General features: G+C 64.9%; 14 protein-coding genes and 1 pseudogene. 9 read left to right on the top strand and 6 right to left on the bottom strand.

What is annotated here, in order from left to right; genetic code table 11:
- Positions 1 to 2: 2 nt before the first annotated feature.
- The 4 genes from AC1DKD_RS19985 to AC1DKD_RS19970 form a co-directional block, all read right to left on the bottom strand.
- A complete protein-coding gene (locus tag AC1DKD_RS19985) occupies positions 3 to 317 on the bottom strand; it encodes a BolA family protein (protein WP_045236318.1) in 315 nt (104 codons plus the stop codon).
- 87 nt (positions 318 to 404) lie between these two features.
- The gene (locus tag AC1DKD_RS19980; protein ID WP_035867747.1) at positions 405 to 944 is read right to left on the bottom strand and encodes a septation protein A; all 540 of its coding nucleotides are present in this window, start codon (positions 942 to 944) and stop codon (positions 405 to 407) included.
- A 70-nt stretch (positions 945 to 1,014) separates the two neighbouring features.
- A complete protein-coding gene (gene msrB / locus AC1DKD_RS19975) occupies positions 1,015 to 1,461 on the bottom strand; it encodes a peptide-methionine (R)-S-oxide reductase MsrB (protein ID WP_035867745.1) in 447 nt (148 codons plus the stop codon).
- A gap of 102 nt (positions 1,462 to 1,563) precedes the next feature.
- A complete protein-coding gene (locus tag AC1DKD_RS19970) occupies positions 1,564 to 3,126 on the bottom strand; it encodes a protein adenylyltransferase SelO (protein ID WP_441628710.1) in 1,563 nt (520 codons plus the stop codon).
- Between the two features lie 395 nt (positions 3,127 to 3,521).
- Here AC1DKD_RS19970 and AC1DKD_RS19965 point away from each other — a divergent pair, with 395 nt between their 5' ends.
- From AC1DKD_RS19965 to AC1DKD_RS19940, 6 genes are all read left to right on the top strand, one after another.
- A complete protein-coding gene (locus tag AC1DKD_RS19965; protein WP_441628669.1) occupies positions 3,522 to 5,147 on the top strand; it encodes a 3-(methylthio)propionyl-CoA ligase in 1,626 nt (541 codons plus the stop codon).
- Between the two features lie 149 nt (positions 5,148 to 5,296).
- Positions 5,297 to 6,535, top strand: a complete 1,239-nt coding sequence (locus AC1DKD_RS19960) for a branched-chain amino acid ABC transporter substrate-binding protein (RefSeq protein WP_477143614.1) — start codon at positions 5,297 to 5,299, stop codon at positions 6,533 to 6,535.
- Positions 6,536 to 6,713: 178 nt separating this feature from the next.
- A complete protein-coding gene (locus tag AC1DKD_RS19955; protein ID WP_477143613.1) occupies positions 6,714 to 7,661 on the top strand; it encodes a branched-chain amino acid ABC transporter permease in 948 nt (315 codons plus the stop codon).
- Between the two features lie 4 nt (positions 7,662 to 7,665).
- A complete protein-coding gene (locus tag AC1DKD_RS19950) occupies positions 7,666 to 8,979 on the top strand; it encodes a branched-chain amino acid ABC transporter permease (protein ID WP_441628663.1) in 1,314 nt (437 codons plus the stop codon).
- Positions 8,976 to 9,749, top strand: coding sequence for an ABC transporter ATP-binding protein (locus tag AC1DKD_RS19945; RefSeq protein WP_035867733.1), 774 nt, complete (start codon positions 8,976 to 8,978; stop codon positions 9,747 to 9,749). The genes AC1DKD_RS19950 and AC1DKD_RS19945 overlap by 4 nt, the downstream gene beginning before the upstream one ends.
- On the top strand, positions 9,749 to 10,462 hold the full coding sequence (locus AC1DKD_RS19940; protein ID WP_477143612.1) for an ABC transporter ATP-binding protein: 714 nt from the start codon (positions 9,749 to 9,751) through the stop codon (positions 10,460 to 10,462). Before AC1DKD_RS19945 ends, AC1DKD_RS19940 begins: the two co-directional genes overlap by 1 nt.
- 131 nt (positions 10,463 to 10,593) lie before the next feature.
- Here the strand turns inward: AC1DKD_RS19940 and AC1DKD_RS19935 are convergent, their stop codons facing one another.
- Positions 10,594 to 11,967 carry an esterase-like activity of phytase family protein gene (locus AC1DKD_RS19935; protein ID WP_477143618.1) on the bottom strand — a complete coding sequence of 458 codons (1,374 nt, stop codon included), beginning with the start codon at positions 11,965 to 11,967 and terminating at the stop codon, positions 10,594 to 10,596.
- Between the two features lie 336 nt (positions 11,968 to 12,303).
- Here AC1DKD_RS19935 and AC1DKD_RS19930 point away from each other — a divergent pair.
- Positions 12,304 to 13,046 (top strand): annotated as a pseudogene (locus tag AC1DKD_RS19930) (transporter substrate-binding domain-containing protein).
- Between the two features lie 40 nt (positions 13,047 to 13,086).
- Entirely contained in the window at positions 13,087 to 14,055 is a 969-nt protein-coding gene (locus AC1DKD_RS19925; protein WP_441628656.1) for a threo-3-hydroxy-L-aspartate ammonia-lyase, read from the top strand.
- A 65-nt stretch (positions 14,056 to 14,120) separates the two neighbouring features.
- Here AC1DKD_RS19925 and AC1DKD_RS19920 read toward each other — a convergent pair whose 3' ends face one another.
- The gene (locus AC1DKD_RS19920) at positions 14,121 to 15,659 is read right to left on the bottom strand and encodes an amino acid permease (RefSeq protein WP_441628654.1); all 1,539 of its coding nucleotides are present in this window, start codon (positions 15,657 to 15,659) and stop codon (positions 14,121 to 14,123) included.
- Positions 15,660 to 16,192: 533 nt separating this feature from the next.
- Here AC1DKD_RS19920 and AC1DKD_RS19915 point away from each other — a divergent pair.
- Positions 16,193 to 17,897 (top strand): 3-hydroxyacyl-CoA dehydrogenase NAD-binding domain-containing protein (locus tag AC1DKD_RS19915; protein WP_477143611.1); only part of this gene is annotated, 1,705 nt, incomplete at its 3' end.

Here is a 17,897-nt window from a genome sequence, read left to right as displayed (position 1 = left end):
AATCAGGTCTGAGAGTTGCTCGAGGAATCGCGGGAGGTTTCGCGGGATTCAAGTTCTTGGTCGGTCAGCGCCGTCACTGCCAGCGCATGGATTTGCGTGGGGAACAGATCGCGCAGCGCATCATACACCATGCGGTGGCGTGCCACCCTGGTGCTGCCGGCAAATTGCCCGCTGACGATGGTCACGTGATAGTGCCCGCCGCCGGAGGCGGCGCCGGCATGGCCGGCGTGCAGCGCGCTGTCGTCGCGCACCTCTACGCGGGAGGGAGAAAGGGCTGCGCGCAGCAGGGCTTCGATTTGTGCGGGTTCTGCGGCCATCGGCGTTTGTGCTTGTCCTGGTGGGAGTCCGGCCGGGGCCGGACGGTCAGTCTTGGAAGGCGCGGCGGGAACGGCCCGCCGGGGCGCTTACTCGGAGGTGTTTTCCTGCATGTGGCGCGACAGCCAGACGCTTTGCGCCAGGATGAACACCAGCATCAGGCCCATGCTGCCGAACAGCTTGAAATTGACCCAGGCATCGGTGGAGAACTGGTACGCCACGTAGAGGTTGACCACGCCCATCACGGCGAAGAAGGCGGCCCAGGCGGCGTTGAGCTTGCCCCAGGCGGCTTCCGGCATGGTCACCTGCTTGCCCAGCATGGCGCGGATCAGGTTCTTGCGCCAGATCAGCGCCGACAGCGTCAGCGTGGCGGCAAACAGCCAGTACAGCACGGTGGGCTTCCACTTGATGAAGGTCTCGTTGTGCAGCAGCAGCGTGGCGCCGCCGAACACCGAGATGATCACCAGGCTGACCCACTGCATCGGCTCGACCTTGCGGTGGCGCAGCCAGACCCAGCCGATCTGCACCACGGTGGCGGCGATGGCCACTCCGGTGGCGGCGTAGATGCCCGCGAACTTGAAGGCGACGAAGAACAGGATGACCGGAAACAGGTCGAACAGGAATTTCATGCGGACTGGATTGAGCGACGCAAGGTCGAGGACAGGGTTGGCGGCGAACCGCCGCGCGGGCGGTTCGGGCTTAGCGCGGCGTGTCGGGCGATGTCGGCGCGGCGTCACCCGCATCGAAGTCGGCGGGGTCGCGCTCATCGAATTTTAGCGCAGCCGAGTTGATGCAGTAGCGCAGACCGGTGGGCGCAGGGCCATCTTCGAAAACATGGCCGAGATGGCTGCCGCATTCCTTGCAGCGGACTTCCACCCGTACCATGCCGTGGGTGCGGTCGGTGTGCTCATCGATCACCTCGCCGTTGATGGGGCGGAAGTAGCTGGGCCAGCCGCAACCGGCGTCGAACTTGGTGCTGGCTTCGAACAGCGGCGTGCCGCAGCCGACGCAGCGGTAGGTGCCGCGCTCCCAGTGGTCCCAGTAGCGGCCGGTGAAGGGCCTTTCGGTGGCCGCCTCGCGGGCAACGCGGTATTCGATGTCGGAGAGTTGCTCGCGCCACTCGGCTTCGGTCTTTTGCGTGGTCATATCCGGCTTTCCTTTCTGGTTGGCTGGGAAACGATCGCTTTTCGTCACCCACGGCCAGTTGGTCGTATCTCGACTGCCAATCCTTACAGCGTGGCCGCGTGCTTATGACGAACAGCTCACTTCCAGCCCCGCGGCCCAGTCCGGCGGCAACGCGGCATAGCCTTCCGCTTCGGGCTGCTCGTCGAAAGGGCGCGACAGCACAGCCAGCAGGCGGTCAACCTCGCTGAAATCGTTCTCGCGAGCACGGCGGATGGCGGTTTCGGCCAGGTGGTTGCGCAGTACGTACTTGGGGTTGACCGCCAGCATGGCCACCGCCCGCGCGGCGTCGACGGAGTTCTCGGCACGCAGCCGTGCGCGGTACTTGTCGGCCCAGGCATCCCATGCCGCGCGATCCAGGAACAGGTCGCGCACCGGCGCATCCTGGCTGCCATCGACGGAAGAGATGCGGGCGAGATTGCGCCAGAACAAGGTGTAGTCCACGCGCTGTGTGTGGAGCAACTGGAACAGGTCGGTCAGCAGCGGTTCGTCGTCCTCGTCGCCGGCGCCCGTTGGACGCAGGCCCAGCTTGTCGCGGTATTGCCGGAAAAAGGCCGCGGCATAGCGCTCGCGGAACGGATCGAGCGCGGCGCGCGCGGCTTGCACCGCGGCATCGGTGGCGGCCTTGCCGGCTTCGCCTTCGTCCTTGCCATCGCCCTCGCGCCACAGCGGCATCAGCGCCTGGGCCAGGCAATGGAGGTTCCAGAACGCAACCTGCGGCTGCTGGCTGTAGGCGTAGCGGCCCTGCGTGTCCGTGTGGTTGCAGATGTGGTTGGCGTCGAAGGCATCGAGGAAGCCGAAGGGGCCGTAGTCGATGGTCAGGCCGAGAATCGACATATTGTCGGTATTCATCACGCCGTGGCAGAAGCCTACCGCCTGCCAATGCGCCATCAGGTCCGCGGTGCGCAGCGAGACTTCGCGCAGCAACGCCTGGTACGGCTGCTTGTCCTCGCGGCATTCCGGCATGAAGCGGTTGATGACGAAGTCCGCGAGCTGGCGCAGCGCGCCGATATCCTCGCGCGCGGCGAAATGCTCGAAATGGCCGAAACGGATGAAGGAGGGCGCCAGCCGTGTCACCACGGAGGCGGTCTCGATGGTTTCGCGTCGCACAGGAGCGTCCGAGCCGACGATGCACATGGCGCGGGTGGTGGGCACGCCCAGCGCGAACATGGCTTCCGAGCACAGGTATTCACGGATCGAGGAGCGCAGCACGGCGCGGCCGTCTGCCATGCGCGAGTAGGGCGTCATGCCCGCGCCCTTGAGCTGGATTTCCCAGGGGCCGCCGGCGGTGCGCGCTTCCGCCAGGCGGATCGCGCGCCCGTCGCCCAGCTGGCCGGCCCAGACGCCGAACTGGTGGCCGGAATAGACGCTGGCAAGAGGATCCGCCCACTCGGGTACGTGATTTCCTGCAAAAATTTCGATGAAGCTACGCTGTGTTGCATCATCCGCGTTCCAGCCCAGCAGGCCGGCGGCCGCCGGCGATACGCTTACCAGCCGTGGGGAGGGTAGCGGCGTCGGGGCAAGCCGGGTAAAGAAGCGCGCTCCCAGGTCGGCAAAGCCGGGCACGGTCGTGAACGGCGGGACGGCCGCAGCCGCGTCCAGTTGGGCGGGGCTGGCGGCTTCAGGCAAGGCGCGGGGGGCGCCGGTTGGCTCGGGAGAGTTCACTGAGGCATCACTGTGGGTGGCTGGGCACTGCAGCGCCAGCATGTCGAATTTCTCGCAAGTGCGCTTGCAGGCTAGGGAAAACGACATGTTGAGGTGCAACATGGCAGGCGGTATTGTACTTCCACGCCGTCGTTCGCATCTCTGACCGCCGTTGCCACCACAATGTTTCCGGTTATTCCTTAAGTCCCGTCCCCGACGCACCGCGATGGGGCCGGAGTGCAGCAACCCAGCCTTCCGGATATGGCGCTGCACAAAGGATTCCCGTTGACGTTTCATCAATGGATGGCAACAATCGGCCAAAAAATAGAACGGTTGTTCGTTTTTCTAACGAATCTCAAAAAATTTCAGGAGACTATTCCATGGCATTGATGGGTCAAATGATGAGCGAACCCCTGCTCATTTCCTCCATCATCAAGCACGCCGCCCGCCACTATGGCGGCACGGAAATCGTCTCGCGACGGACCGAAGGCGATCTGCACCGCTATACCTATCGCGACTGCGAGCTGCGTGCCCGCAAACTGGCCCAGGCCATTGCCGCGCTGGGCGTGCAGTCGGGCGACCGTGTCGGCACGCTGGCCTGGAATGGCTATCGCCACCTGGAGATCTACTACGCGGTGTCGGGTTCGGGGGCGGTATGCCATACCGTCAACCCGCGCCTGTTCCCTGAGCAGGTCGCCTACATCATCAATCACGCCGAGGACCAGTACGTCTTCTTCGATGCCACCTTCCTGCCGCTGGTGGAAGGCGTGGCGGCGCATTGCCCGGGCGTGAAGGGCTGGGTGATGATGAGCGACCGCGCGCATATGCCGGCCGACGCCAAGGTGCCGCTGCTGTGCTACGAAGACCTGATCGACGCGCAGGACGGCAACTACGCCTGGCCGCAGTTCGACGAGAACACAGCGTCCAGCCTGTGCTACACCTCCGGCACCACCGGCAACCCCAAGGGCGCGCTGTATTCGCACCGTTCCACCGTGTTGCATTCCTACGCATCCGCGCTGCCGGATGCGCTGGGGTGCTCGGCGCGCGACGTGATCCTGCCCGTGGTGCCGATGTTCCACGTCAACGCGTGGGGCCTGCCGTATTCGGTGCCGCTGGTCGGGGCCAAGCTGGTGCTGCCGGGCGCCAAGCTCGACGGCGCCTCACTCTACGAATTGTTCGAGCTGGAGAAGGTGACCTTCTCGGCCGGCGTGCCCACGGTGTGGCTGGGCTTGCTGCAGTACGTGCAGGCCAACAAGCTCAAGTTCTCCACGTTCCATCGCACCGTGATCGGTGGCTCGGCGGCGCCGCCGGCCATGATCCGCACGCTCAAGGAACTGGGCGTGGAAACCATCCACGCCTGGGGCATGACCGAGATGTCGCCGCTGGGCACGTCGTGCAGCCTGCTGGCTAGCCACGACGGCCTGCCGGAAGACGAGCGGCAGAAGATCCAGGAAAAGCAGGGCCGCGTGATCTACGGCGTGGACATGAAGATTGTCGACGGCGACGGCAACGAACTGCCCTGGGACGGCAAGGCCTTCGGCGACCTGCACGTGCGCGGTCCCTGGGTGATCGAGCACTACTACCGCAACGACGCTTCGCCGCTGGTGGATGGCTGGTTCCCCACGGGCGACGTGGCCACCATCGATCCCGACGGCTATATGCAGATCACCGACCGCAGCAAGGACGTGATCAAGTCCGGCGGCGAGTGGATCTCCTCGATCGATATCGAGAACGTGGCAGCCGCCCATCCCGCGGTGCATATGGCGGCCTGTATCTCCTGCTATCACCCCAAATGGGATGAGCGCCCGCTGCTGGTCGTGATGAAGCGGCCCGGTGCCGAGGTGACGCGCGAGGAGTTGCTCAAATACTTCGAAGGCAAGGTCGCCAAATGGTGGATCCCCGACGATGTGGCTTTTGTTACCGAGATTCCGCTGACCGCCACCGGCAAGATGCAGAAACTCAAGCTGCGCGAGCAATTCAAGGACTACCGCCTGCCGGCGGCCTGACCCCAAGCGAAGGCGGCCACAGAGCCGCCAATCCTTGCCGGCCATACGGCCGGCGCCTGCACGAAGGTTCGAGGCGCGCCGAGGTTTCGGGAGAGGGCGCCGCCGCGAACCGGAAATTACAGCCAACAATAAAACCGAAGGAGACAAGCATGATCAGATTGCGTCCGCTCGTGGCCGCCACGGCCATTTTCGCGGCAATGGGTTCCGGGGTCGCGGCTGCCGATACGGTGAAGATCGCCTTTATCGATCCGCTGTCCGGCCTGATGGCGCCGGTGGGCCAGARCCAGCTCAAGAGCTGGCAGTTCGTCGCGGACATCGCCAACCAGAAAAACTGGGGTGGCGGGCACAAGTTTGAAGTGGTTGGCTTCGACAACAAGCTCTCGCCGCAGGAAAGCCTGACCATCCTCAAGCAGGCGGTGGACCAGGGCATCCGCTACATCGTGCAGGGCAATGGCTCCTCGGTGGGCCTGGCGCTGGAAGACGCGGTGGCCAAGCACAACGAGCGTAATCCGGGCAAGGAGATCGTCTACCTGAACTACGCCGCGGTGGACCCGGACATGACCAACAGCAAGTGCAACTACTGGCACTTCCGCCTGGACGCCAACTCCGACATGAAGATGGAAGCGCTGACCACTTACCTGGCCAAGGATCCCGGCGTCAAGAAGGTCTACCTGATCAACCAGAACTACTCCTTCGGCCACCAGGTGGCGCGCGCCGCCAAGGACTACCTGAAGCGCAAGCGTCCGGACATCCAGATCGTCGGCGACGACCTGCACCCGCTGGCCCAGGTCAAGGACWTTGCCCCGTACGCGGCCAAGATCAAGGCCTCCGGCGCCGACACCGTGATCACCGGCAACTGGGGCAGCGACCTGGCCCTGCTGATCAAGGCCGGCAAGGACGCGGGCCTGACCACCAACTACTACACCTACTACGGCGCCACCACCGGCGTGCCGACCGCCATGGGGCCGTCGGAAGCCGGACGTGTCAAGTACGTCGGCTACTACAACCCCAACAACAAGGGCTTCAAGGGCGGCGATGTCATCGAAGGCTTCAAGAAGAAGTACAACGACGACTTCTACGTGATGGCCGCCTATACCGGCATCGCCATGCTGGGCAAGGCGTTCACGGATGCCAAGTCGACCGATCCGGTCAAGGTGGCCAAGGTGCTCGAAGGGATGAAGGCCGACAGCCTGAACGGTACGGTGGAGATGCGCGGTTCGGACCACCAGGCCCAGCAGTCGCTGGTGGTGGCTACCTGGACCAAGGTCGACGGCAAGGAGATCAAGTTCGACCAGGAAAACACCGGCTTTGGCTGGAAGACCGATGCGCTGATGGACCAGTATGTGGCAGCGCAGCCGACTTCCTGCCAGATGAAGCGCCCGGGCTAAGCCTGCGCTTGGCGGGCAGCGCGGCCAGGTCCGGCGCGCCGGCCCGATCCTGCATACTTCGGTCGGCCCGGGGCGACGTCTGTCGCCGCGGGCGGGTGACGCGCACCCGCGTGCATCCGTTTCCAGACCGGCCAGCGGCAGCCAGCAGGCTGACCGGTGCCAGATTGAAGGATATGTTGTGGAATTCTTCGTCATCTCTCTATTGAACGGCGTCAGCTACGGGCTGCTGCTATTCATGCTCTCTTCCGGGCTTACGCTGATCTTCAGCATGATGGGCGTGCTGAACTTCGCGCACGCCAGTTTCTACATGCTGGGCGCCTATTTCGCCTACACCATCGCCAGCAAGATCGGCTTCTGGCCCGCGCTGATCTTCGCGCCGCTGCTGGTGGCCGGCGCCGGGGCGCTGGTGGAGCGTTTCGGGCTGCGTGCCGTGCACAAATACGGACACGTGGCCGAGCTGCTGTTCACCTTCGGCCTGGYCTACCTGATCGAGGAAGGGGTCAAGCTGGTATGGGGCCTTGCCGCCGTGCCTTACCGCATTCCGGCCGAACTGGATGGCCCGCTGTTTACCGTATTCACCTCCTCCTTCCCCAAATACCGCGCCTTCATGATGCTGGTGTCGCTGGCCATGCTGGTGGCGATCTACCTGGTGCTCACCCGCACCCGCATCGGGCTGATGATCCAGGCCGCGCTGACCCATCCCGAGATGGTCGAGGCGCTTGGCCACAATGTGCCGCGCGTGTTCATGATGGTGTTTGGCGGCGGCGCCGCGCTGGCGGGGCTGGCAGGCGTGATCGGGGGCAATGCCTTCATCACCGAGCCGTCGATGGCGGCGGCCGTGGGGTCGATCGTTTTCGTGGTGGCGGTGGTGGGCGGCATGGGGTCACTGGTGGGGGCGTTCATTGCCTCGCTGCTGATCGGCGTGCTGCAAACCTTCGCCGTCACGCTCGATGCCTCGCTGGCAGGCTTGCTGGGCTCGATCGGCCTGCAGATTACCGACAGCACGCCGCTGTCTTCGCTATGGAAGCTCACGGTGGCGCAGGTGGCCCCGGTCCTGCCGTATTTGTTGCTGGTGGTGATGCTGATTTTCCGCCCGCGTGGTTTGATGGGTACGAGGGAGGGCTGACAGCATGGAGACGACAATGCAACAACGCCGCGAGGCGGTCGTGACCGGCCGCACCATGCGCTACCGCCCGTTGAACCTGGCGCGCTGGATCATCTGGGGCCTGACTGCGTTCCTGATGCTGGTGATGCCGCTGTTTTTCTCCGGCGGCTTCGCCATCACGCTGATGTCGCAGATGGGCATCATGATTATTTTCGCGCTGTCCTACAACATGCTGCTCGGGCAGACCGGCATGCTGTCGTTCGGCCATGCGGTCTATGCGGGCCTGGGCGCGTTTATTGCCATCCATGTGCTCAACATGGTGGGCGCGGGCAAGGTGTGGCTGCCGGTGTCGCTGCTTCCGGTGGTGGGCGGCCTGGCCGGCGCCTTCTTCGGCGTGCTGTTTGGCTACGTCACCACCAAGAAATCCGGCACCACCTTCGCCATGATCACCATGGGCATCGGCGAGATGGTGTTCGCCAGTTCGCTGATGTTCCCCGATTTCTTCGGCGGCGAAGGCGGCATTTCCACCAACCGCATGGTGGGCGATCCGGTGTTCGGCATCACCTACGGGCCGGGACGGCAGGTGTACTACCTGATCGCGGTGTGGTGCCTGCTGTCGATGGTGGCGATGTACGCCTGGACGCAGACGCCGCTCGGCCGCATCGCCAACGCGGTGCGCGACAACCCGGAGCGGGTCGAGTTCATCGGCTATAACACCCAGCGCGTGCGCTACCTGGTGCTGATCCTGTCTGCCTTCTTCGCCGGTATTTCAGGCGCGCTGTCGGCCATCAACTTCGAGATCGTGTCGGCGGAAAACGTCAGCGCGGTACGCTCGGGCGGGGTGCTGCTAGCCGCCTTCATCGGTGGCGCGGGCGTGTTCTTCGGGCCGGTGATCGGCGCCGTGGTGTTCATCCTGTTCGCGGTGGCGCTGTCGGACCTGACCAAGGCGTGGCTGCTGTACCTTGGCCTGTTCTTCGTGCTGATGGTCATGTTCGTGCCGGGCGGTATCGCCAGCCTGCTGATGATGCAGGTGCCGCTGCTCGCGCGCGGCAAGCTGCGCCGCATGCTGCCGGATTATGGCCGCGCCGCGGCCGCCGGGCTGGTGCTGCTGGCCGCGGTGATCCTTACCGTGGAACTGATCTACAAGGTGCAGGTGGATAGCGCGAATGGCACCGCGATGACGCTGTTCCGTATCGGCTTCGACGCCGGCACCGTCACGCCGTGGCTGGTGGCGGCCGCACTGTGGGTGGCCGGCCTGCTGGCCTGCCGCGCCGCGCGGACGCGGGTGCGCGCCACCTGGGACAAGGTACAAGCCGAAATGGCGGGAGGTACGGCATGAGCGCCGCGCTGGAATTGAACGATGTGCGCAAGAAGTTCGGCCAGACCGAAATCATCCGGGGTGTCAACCTGACCATCCCCAAGGGGGAGCGCCATGCGCTGATCGGCCCCAATGGGGCCGGCAAGTCGACCACTTTCAACCTGATCTCCGGCCGTTTCGCGCCCAGTTCGGGCACGGTCAGGCTAAACGGGCAGGAGATCGGCGGGCTGCAACCCTTCGTGATCAATCGCATGGGGCTGTCGCGCAGCTTCCAGATCACCAATATCTTTCACCGGCTGTCGGTGTTCGAGAACCTGCGCTGCGCGGTGCTCTGGTCGCTGGGCTACAAGTACTCGTTCTGGCATCGCCTGTCGGAGTTGCGCGACGCGCGCGAGCGCGCCGAGGAAGTGCTGGAGCTGATCGGCCTGCATCACCGCCGCAATACCCAGGCCAGCCTGCTCACCTATGCCGAGCAGCGCGCGCTGGAGATCGGCATCACCATCGCCGGCGGCGCGGAAGTGATCCTGCTGGACGAACCCACCGCCGGCATGAGCCGTTCGGAGTCCGACCACGCGGTGGAGCTGATCCGCCGTGTCACCGTGGGCAAGACGCTGGTGATGGTGGAGCACGATATGAGCGTGGTATTCGGCCTGGCCGACCGCATCTCCGTGCTGGTCTACGGCGAAGTCATCGCCACCGACACCCCCGAGGCCATCCGCGCCAACCGCAAGGTCAAGGAAGCCTACCTGGGTACCACCCTCGACGAACCCGCCACCGAAGGAGCGCACTGATGGGCAAGCGCATGCTGGACGTGCAGGGACTGCACGCCTACTACGGCAAGAGCCATATCCTCCACGGGGTCGATGCGCATATCGACGAAGGCGAAATCGTCGCGCTGCTGGGCCGCAACGGGGTGGGACGCTCGACCATGGCCAAGGCCATCCTCGGCATGGTCAAGGCGGAGGGTTCGGTGCGCTTTCGCGACGAGGAGATCCTCGGGCGGCGCACTTTCGAGATCGCCCACCTCGGCATCGGCTATGTGCCGGAAAACCGCGATATCTTCCCCACGCTGACGGTGCGCCAGAACCTGCTGCTGGGCGAAAAGCGCAATCCGCGCCAGTCCAAGCCCCGCTGGACGGTGCAGGACATGTACAACATGTTCCCGCGCCTGAAGGAACGAGAGAACACGGCCGCCGGCGTGCTCTCCGGCGGCGAGCAGCAGATGCTCACGCTTTGCCRCACGCTGATGGGCGACCCCGACCTGGTGCTGATCGACGAGCCCACCGAAGGGCTGGCCCCGATGATCGTCACGCTGGTGGGCGACTACCTGAAGGTGCTGAAGGAGCGTGGCGTGTCGGTGCTGCTGATCGAGCAGAAGCTGGCCATCGCGCTGGATATTTCCCAGCGGGTCTACGTGATGGGGCACGGGCACATTGTGTTCGAAGGCTCGCCGCAGGATCTCAAGGCGAATGCGGCCATTCGCAAGGAATGGCTGGAGGTGTAGGGCGGTTGGTGCCCGGTGTTCGATATGACGCGGGACATTGGTAAAACAGCCAGCATGCGCTGGCTGATTTACCATTTGGCGATCGTTCGCTTCGCCATCGGCTGGAAGCAACGGCGCCGCCTCGCCGACGCTTATTTCGCCTTCAGAAACTCCCCGACCTCCAGCAACACCAACTCATTGTCGTCCGCCTTGTCAGGCTCTCGGCTGCTGGAAAACGGCAGGTTGTTGTCGTTGCCAACCACGATATGGGTGGGGTCCACCACGTCTACGTTCTCGATCGTGAAGAACGGGAACTTGAGCACGCCGTCGTTGAGCGGCTTGCGGGCCAGCTTGTCGGGGTCGGCGATATTGAGCAGGTCGATATAGCCGATCTTGCGCACCGGCCCGCCGGCGTTGGCATCGGTCAGCTCAACCTTGTAGATGCGCTTGAACCTGGCGATGTCGGAGAAGCAGTCGCTGCGCTTCTGGCCTTCGGGGCAGGCCTTGTCGGCCGTGCCTTCGCCGTTGTCGCGTTCGATGATCAGGCCCGTGGTGGCGTCGATCATGTTGAAGTCGCCGATGGCGTTGCCGTTGGCTTCCAGCGGGTACTTCCACGAGCGGCCCGTCCATTTGCCGGCCTGGGTGTCGAACTCCAGCACGCGCAGGGTTTCCTTGCCGTCGGTGCGTTCGAAGTCCTTGGCCTGGGCGTTCCAGACCGGGCCTTCAAGCAGCGCATAGAGCTTGCTGCCGTCGGGCGACGAGGCCATGCCTTCGAAGCCCTTGGAGCGCTTGACCTGGAAATCCACCGCGCCACCCGGCACGCCGGGCGTGGTTACGGCAGGGTGGTCGGGGGAGCGCACGGGCTTGCCGTCGACCAGCGTGTCGTACACGGCCAGCACCTTGCCTTGCAGGTCGGCCTTGATCAGGAAGGGGCCGAATTCGTCGCCGATCCACAGCGCGCCGCCGGCGAACTGGAAGCTCTCGGTGTCGAAGTCCGATCCCGTCAGGTAGCGCTGTTTGGTCCCTTCGTGGACGATGCGGAAGGGTACCTTCTTGTCCGGATCGTGGAGGAACACGGTGCCGAGGCGCCGAAGCTTGCCGCTCTTGAAGTCCACCTTGTAGTGGTTCAGGTAGAGCATGAAGTCGGGCGAGTTGGCCTTGCTGCCGGCGCCATTGTCGGTCAGCACCCAGAAGCTGCCGTCAGCCATGTGCTTGATGCCGGAATGCCCTTGCAGCGGCTGGCCCCTGAAGGGCACGGAGACACCCGTGGGCCGGTTGTTCGACTGGCCTTCCACGCTGCCCAGCTTTTCCACGCGCGCGCCGGTGGTGAATTTGCCGCTCGCCTGCAGGTCCTGCGGCGCATCCTTGGGCGCGRCAATGAAGTTCTCGGCCGGCAGGATGGCATGGCCGGCCAGGGTGGCGGGGTAGGCGGGCGCGGCGGCCGTCTGTGCCACGGCGGGCAGGGCCCATGCGGCAGCGGTGATGGTGATTACAGCAGTGACGGTCGCGGACGGAAGCATGCGCATGTAGGTGAACAATCGAGTCGAAAGACCACTACGATGCATGGTCAGCGTGACGGCGGCATGAAAGGAGTGTGACGGGAGCATGACAGGCAAGTGTCTCGAAATGTCTCGAACTGACAACGGCCGCACCGGCCAGGAAAGGTTCGACCCGGCTGAGGCTTGGCCATGACGCAGCTCCCGCATGCCAGGTGCCACGCAGGAGCAAGCGCGCGGCTACTTGCCGGCTTGCTCGGAAAAGCGATTAGCTTATGAGGCGGGCGGGCATGCACTTATAAAAAAGATATTGTTTGGCCGGAGCGCTGTGCGCAATACGCTACGCGCTTTTCCTGAACGCCTGCCATGTCCTCTCCTTCCGCATTGACAACACGCGCCTTCGCCGCGCTGCTAGCCCTCGCTACGTTCACGGCCCCCCTGGCCGCGAATGCCCAGAGCCCGATACTGGAGCAGATCCGTGAATCGGGCACGATCACAATGGGTTATCGCGAGGGCGCGCTACCGTTCTCTTTCTCCGACATCAAGGGGCAGCCTTCGGGCTACGCCGTGGACCTGTGCCTGCGCGTGGCCGAGGCCGCGCGCCAGAAGCTCGGCTTGAAGGACCTGAAGGTGCGCTGGCTGCCGCTGACGGCGCAGAGCCGCGTAAGGTGGTCGTCACCAGCGCGGGCTCCACCGGCGACCGCCACGTGCGCCGGCTGAAGCCCCAGTACGCATTCAACGACGTGTATGCGAAGGATCATAACGAGTCCTTCCTGTTGCTGGAGACCGGCCGCGCCCAGGCGTTCGTGCTGGATGATGTGGTCCTGTACGGCCTGCGCGCGAATTCGAAGGCCCCGTCTCAGTACACCGTTGCCGGACCGGCGCTGTCCATCGAGCGTAATGCGCTGATGCTGCCGAAATCCGATCCCGAGTGGAAGCAACTGGTCGACCAGACGCTGACATCGGTCTTCGCCGGCCCCGAGGTGGTCGCATTGCAGAAGCGCTGGTTCCAGCAGCCCATCGGCGCACGCGGCATCAACCTCGCACTGACGCCGTCTCCCGAAGTGCTGGCCGCCTGGAAGCAGCCCACCGATCAGGCAGCGGAGTGAGGCCGGTGTCCTGTCCAACTGCGATGCGGGGAGCCGGCCGATGAGCGAAGTCCTGCCGACCTACGACGATGTGGTGGCCGCCGCGAGCCGGCTGGCCGGGCACGCATGGCGCACGCCGGTACTGCGCTCGCCGGCGATGGATGCCTGGGTGGGGGCCGAACTGTTCTTCAAGTGCGAGAACCTGCAGCGCACCGGCGCCTTCAAGTTTCGTGGCGCATTCAATGCCCTGGCGCGATTCGATGCCGTGCAGCGCCGCCGTGGCGCGATCGCGTTCTCCGGCGGCAACCACGCGCAAGGCATCGCGCTCGCCGGGCAGGTGCTTGGCATTCCGGTGACGGTGGTGATGCCGCGCGACGCGCCGGCGTCCAAGGTGGAGGCGACCCGCGCCTGCGGTGCGCAGGTGGTCCTGTACGACCGCCAGGTGGACGACCGCGAAGCGATCACGCAGCGCTTGTCGGAGGAGCGCGGACTGACCCTGATCCCGCCATACGACCATGCCGATGTCATCGCCGGACAGGGCACGGTCACGCGCGAACTGATCGAGGAAACCGGACCGCTCGATGCGTTGCTCGTTTGCCAGGGTGGTGGCGGCCTGCTCGCTGGTGCCGCGCTCGTGACGGAGCGGCTCTCGCCCGGCTGCCGGCTGTACGGCGTCGAGCCCGAGACCGGCAATCATGGGCAGCAGTCGCTTCGCCGCGGCGCCATCGTGCATATCGATCCGCCCGATACGATCGCCGACGGGGCGCGCGCACAGCATCTCGGCGCGCTGACGTTCGCCCTGATTCGCCGCCGCGTGACCGACATCGTCGCCGTGCCGGACCTTGCGCTGATCGAATGCATGCGCATGTTCGCGCAGGCCATGAAGCTGGTGGTCGAGCCGACCGGCTGCCTTGGCCTTGCGGCGGCGCGTCATGCGGGATTGCCGGTGCAGGGCAAGCGTGTCGGCATCGTGGTCAGCGGCGGCAATGTCGACCTGCCGCGCTATGCGGAATTGCTGTCGGCACGTTGAAGGGACACGCCGGATGACCAGGAAGCCTGGCCGGTCCCCGGGCGTGGCACGCCCGGGGTGCGTGGCTAGCGCATCAGCGGGCTGCCCGCTTCTTGCGCGAGCGGCGAGGCCGTGGCCTGGTCGGCCGCCCGCTTGCAGTTGAACGGCATGTCTTCATAGTCGATCAGCCGGGTTTTCCGTACCAGCCGGTAGCCGAGCCAGAGCAACAGGAACAGCGGCACGCCAATATAGGTGCCGACAATCTCCATCCAGCGCCCGCGCACGTCGGTGAAGGCCTGGTAGTTCTGGCCCAGCACGATCACCACGCACAGCACGATGGCAAAGATCGGGCCGAAGGGATAGAGCGGCGAGCGGTAGGCCAGGTCGGACGCCTTGAAGCCCTGGTGCACCAGCCCGCGGCGGAAGCGGTAGTGGCTGACAGCGATGCCGAGCCAGGCGATAAAGCCGGTCATGCCGGACGTGTTGAGCAGCCACAGGTAAACCGCCTTGTCGCCAAACAGCGAGCTGAGGAAGCACAGGGCGCCGATGGCGGTGGTGGCGAACAGGGCGTTGTAGGGCACGCCGCTGGCCGAGAGCCGGGCGAGCGCCCGTGGCGCGCGGCCGCTGACGGCCAGGCCGTACAGGATCCGCGTGGAGGCGTACATGCTGGAGGTGCCGGCGGAGAGCAGCGCGGTCAGCACCACGGCGTTCATCAGCCCGGCGGCGAAGGCCAGGCCGGCGTGGCGGAACACCAGCGCGAAGGGGCTGACGCCGATGTCGGTGACGTCGTTGCGCAGCAGGCTGGGGTCGGTGTAGGGGATCAGCACGCCGATGATGAGGATCGCCAGCACATAGAACAGCAGGATGCGCCAAAAGGTCTGGCGGATGGCGCGCGGGATGGTGCGTGCCGGGTCGGCGGCTTCGCCGGCGGCGACGCCGACGGTTTCCGTGCCCTGGAAGGAGAACCCTGCGATCATGGCCACGCCGAACATGGCGGGGATGCCGCCGACGAATGGGGCATCGCCAAGCGTGAAGTTCTGCCAGCCGGATTGCGGGCCGCCCTGCATGATGCCGAAGATCATCATCAGCCCCGCCGCCAGGAAGATCAGGATCGTGGCCACCTTGATCAGCGCGAACCAGTATTCGGCCTCGCCGAAGCCGCGTACCGAGAACGCGTTCAGGCCGAACATCAGCAGCAGGAAGCCCGCACTCCAGACCACGCCGGAGACATGCGGGAACCAGTACTGCATCACCAGTTGCGCCGCCACGAGTTCCACGGCAATGGTCACGGCCAGGCTGAACCAGTAGCTCCAGCCGAGGGCGAAGCCGAAGCCTTCCTCCACATAGAGCGCGCTGTAGGTGACAAAGGAGCCGGCCACCGGCATATGCACGGCGAGTTCGCCCAGGCTGGTCATCAGGCAATACACCATCAGGCCGATCAGGCAATACATCAGCAGCGCGCCGCCGGGTCCCGCCTGGGAGATCGACGCGCCGGAGGCCACGAACAGCCCGGTGCCGACCGCGCCGCCAATGGCGATCATGGTCAGGTGGCGGGCTTTGAGTTTGCGCTGCAGGTCGTCGTGCTCGACGACGGGGTGCTGGTGAGGATGAGGATGGGAAGACATCAGGGTCACTGGAACTTCGGCGGGCGGGGCCGCGGCTTCGGCACGGGCGACACCTCGTGGGGCGCCCGAGCGGGCAAAGGGCGCGAGTTTACCGGGTTATCCGGGTAAATCCGAGGGTTATGGCGGTTTATGTCAGGAAAGTCGCCTACTGTGACTAGAGGCATTCCTCGGGATCAGGGGAATGTGCTGCATGGGGCATGGCGGTCCGGATTTACCCTAGCTTTCCGGGTGCCTTTCCCAGCTTGAATGCACGCCGGTGAGCTCGCCCATGAACCGGGCGCATGGCGCCACCGGACGGGCCCCAAAATGAAATTGAACGACCGTGCTATTTTGTGTATGCTTGTCCCGCTTGCACCGGCGGCACCAGGGGCGGGCACCGGCAAAGGGGCGCTGGCATGCGTTCCCCGGCAGCCGGGCGGTGGTCGGGCGGAACACGGCGGCGTTGGCCGCGCCGGCGCTCTCCACAGCGCGCAGAACAACATCATTCGAGAATTCGAATCCCGAGACAACATCCAGTTACCAAAGGAACCAGCATGACAGCGCAGTATCAGGTTCAGGACGGYGTAGCCGTCATCACGCTCGACAATCCCCCCGTGAACGGCCTGGGTCTCGGCACCCGGCTCGGCATCGTCGAAGGCATGACCCGTGCGCTGGACGATGCGGCCGTCAAGGCCATCGTCATTACCGGCGCCGGCAAGGCTTTTTCCGGCGGCGCKGACATCCGTGAATTCAATACGCCCAAGGCCACCCAGGAGCCGACGCTGCATTCGGTGATCAAGGTGGTGGAAGGCTCGGCCAAGCCGGTCGTGGCGGCGATCCATTCCGTGGCCATGGGCGGCGGCCTGGAACTGGCGCTGGGTTGTAACTACCGTGTGGCTTCGAAGGGCGCGCAGATCGCCCTGCCGGAAGTGAAGCTGGGCCTGCTGCCCGGCGCCGGCGGCACGCAGCGCCTGCCGCGCGTGATCGGCCTGGAAGCCGCCCTGAACATGATTGTCTCGGGCAACGCCATCCCCAGCGAGAAGTTTGCCGGTACCAAGCTGTTCGACGAGATCGTCGACGGCGACGTGCTGCCCGCGGCCGTGGCCTTCGCCAGGACGGCGGCGGCCAACCCCGGCCCGTACCCGAAGGTGCGCGACCTGAAGGTCAAGCACGAGAACGCGGAAGGCTTCATCGCCTTTGCCCGCAACACCGTCGCAGCCGTCGCCAAGAACTTCCCCGCGCCGCTGAAGTGCGTGGACGCCGTGGCAGCCTCGCTCAAGCCGTTCGATGCCGGCCTGAAGGACGAGCGCGAAGGCTTCATGTACCTGATCACCACGCCGGAATCGCGCGCGCTGCGCCACGCCTTCTTTGGCGAGCGTGCCGCCAGCAAGATCCCCGACGTGCCGGAAGGCACCGCCACCCGCAAGCTCGAGAAGATCGCCGTGATCGGCGCGGGCACCATGGGCGGTGGCATCACCATGAACTTCCTGAACGCCGGCATCCCGGTGATCATGCTGGAAACCAAGCAGGAAGCGCTGGACCGTGGCGTGGCCACCATCCGCAAGAACTACGAAAACAGCGCCAAGAAGGGCAAGCTCACGCAGGAGAAGGTCGAGCAGCGCATGGGCCTGCTGACCACCACGCTGTCCTATGACGAGATCAAGGACGCGGACATGGTCATCGAAGCCGTGTTCGAGGAAATGGGCGTCAAGGAAATCGTCTTCAAGAAGCTGGATGAAGTGATGAAGCAGGGCGCGATCCTGGCTTCCAACACCTCCACGCTGGACGTCAACAAGATCGCTTCCTTCACCAAGCGTCCGCAAGACGTGGTCGGCATGCACTTCTTCAGCCCGGCCAACGTGATGAAGCTGCTGGAAGTGGTGCGCGGCGAAAAGACCGGCAAGGACGTGCTGGCCACGGTCATGCAGGTCGCCAAGAAGATCAAGAAGACCGCCGTGGTGTCGGGTGTGTGCGACGGCTTCATCGGCAACCGCATGATCGAGCAGTACAGCCGCCAGGCCGGCTACCTGCTGGACGAAGGTGCGCTGCCGGAGCAAGTGGACAAGGCCATCGAGAAGTTCGGCTTTGCCATGGGCCCGTTCCGCATGGGCGACCTGGCCGGCAACGACATCGGCTGGGCCATCCGCAAGCGCCGCGCCGTGGACAAGCCGGACATCCAGTACTCGAAGACCGCCGACCTGCTATGCGAACAGGGCCGCTATGGCCAGAAGACCGGCGCGGGCTGGTACGACTACAAGG

It is taken from the genome of Cupriavidus sp. 05T313, assembly GCF_056396665.1.
The sequence above is the reverse complement of the archived record's forward strand: the minus strand, read 5'-3'. Positions and strand labels throughout refer to the sequence as shown.

Bases quoted from the DNA above. Each gene is read 5' to 3' on its own strand.
- AC1DKD_RS19950 (WP_441628663.1), top strand. From the start codon at position 7,666: ATGGAGACGACAATGCAACAACGCCGCGAGGCGGTCGTGACCGGCCGC.
- AC1DKD_RS19925 (WP_441628656.1), top strand. From the start codon at position 13,087: ATGAGCGAAGTCCTGCCGACCTACGACGATGTGGTGGCCGCCGCGAGC.
- AC1DKD_RS19985 (WP_045236318.1), bottom strand. From the start codon at position 317: ATGGCCGCAGAACCCGCACAAATCGAAGCCCTGCTGCGCGCAGCCCTT.
- AC1DKD_RS19980 (WP_035867747.1), bottom strand. From the start codon at position 944: ATGAAATTCCTGTTCGACCTGTTTCCGGTCATCCTGTTCTTCGTCGCC.
- AC1DKD_RS19965 (WP_441628669.1), top strand. From the start codon at position 3,522: ATGGCATTGATGGGTCAAATGATGAGCGAACCCCTGCTCATTTCCTCC.
- AC1DKD_RS19920 (WP_441628654.1), bottom strand. From the start codon at position 15,659: ATGTCTTCCCATCCTCATCCTCACCAGCACCCCGTCGTCGAGCACGAC.
- msrB (WP_035867745.1), bottom strand. From the start codon at position 1,461: ATGACCACGCAAAAGACCGAAGCCGAGTGGCGCGAGCAACTCTCCGAC.
- AC1DKD_RS19945 (WP_035867733.1), top strand. From the start codon at position 8,976: ATGAGCGCCGCGCTGGAATTGAACGATGTGCGCAAGAAGTTCGGCCAG.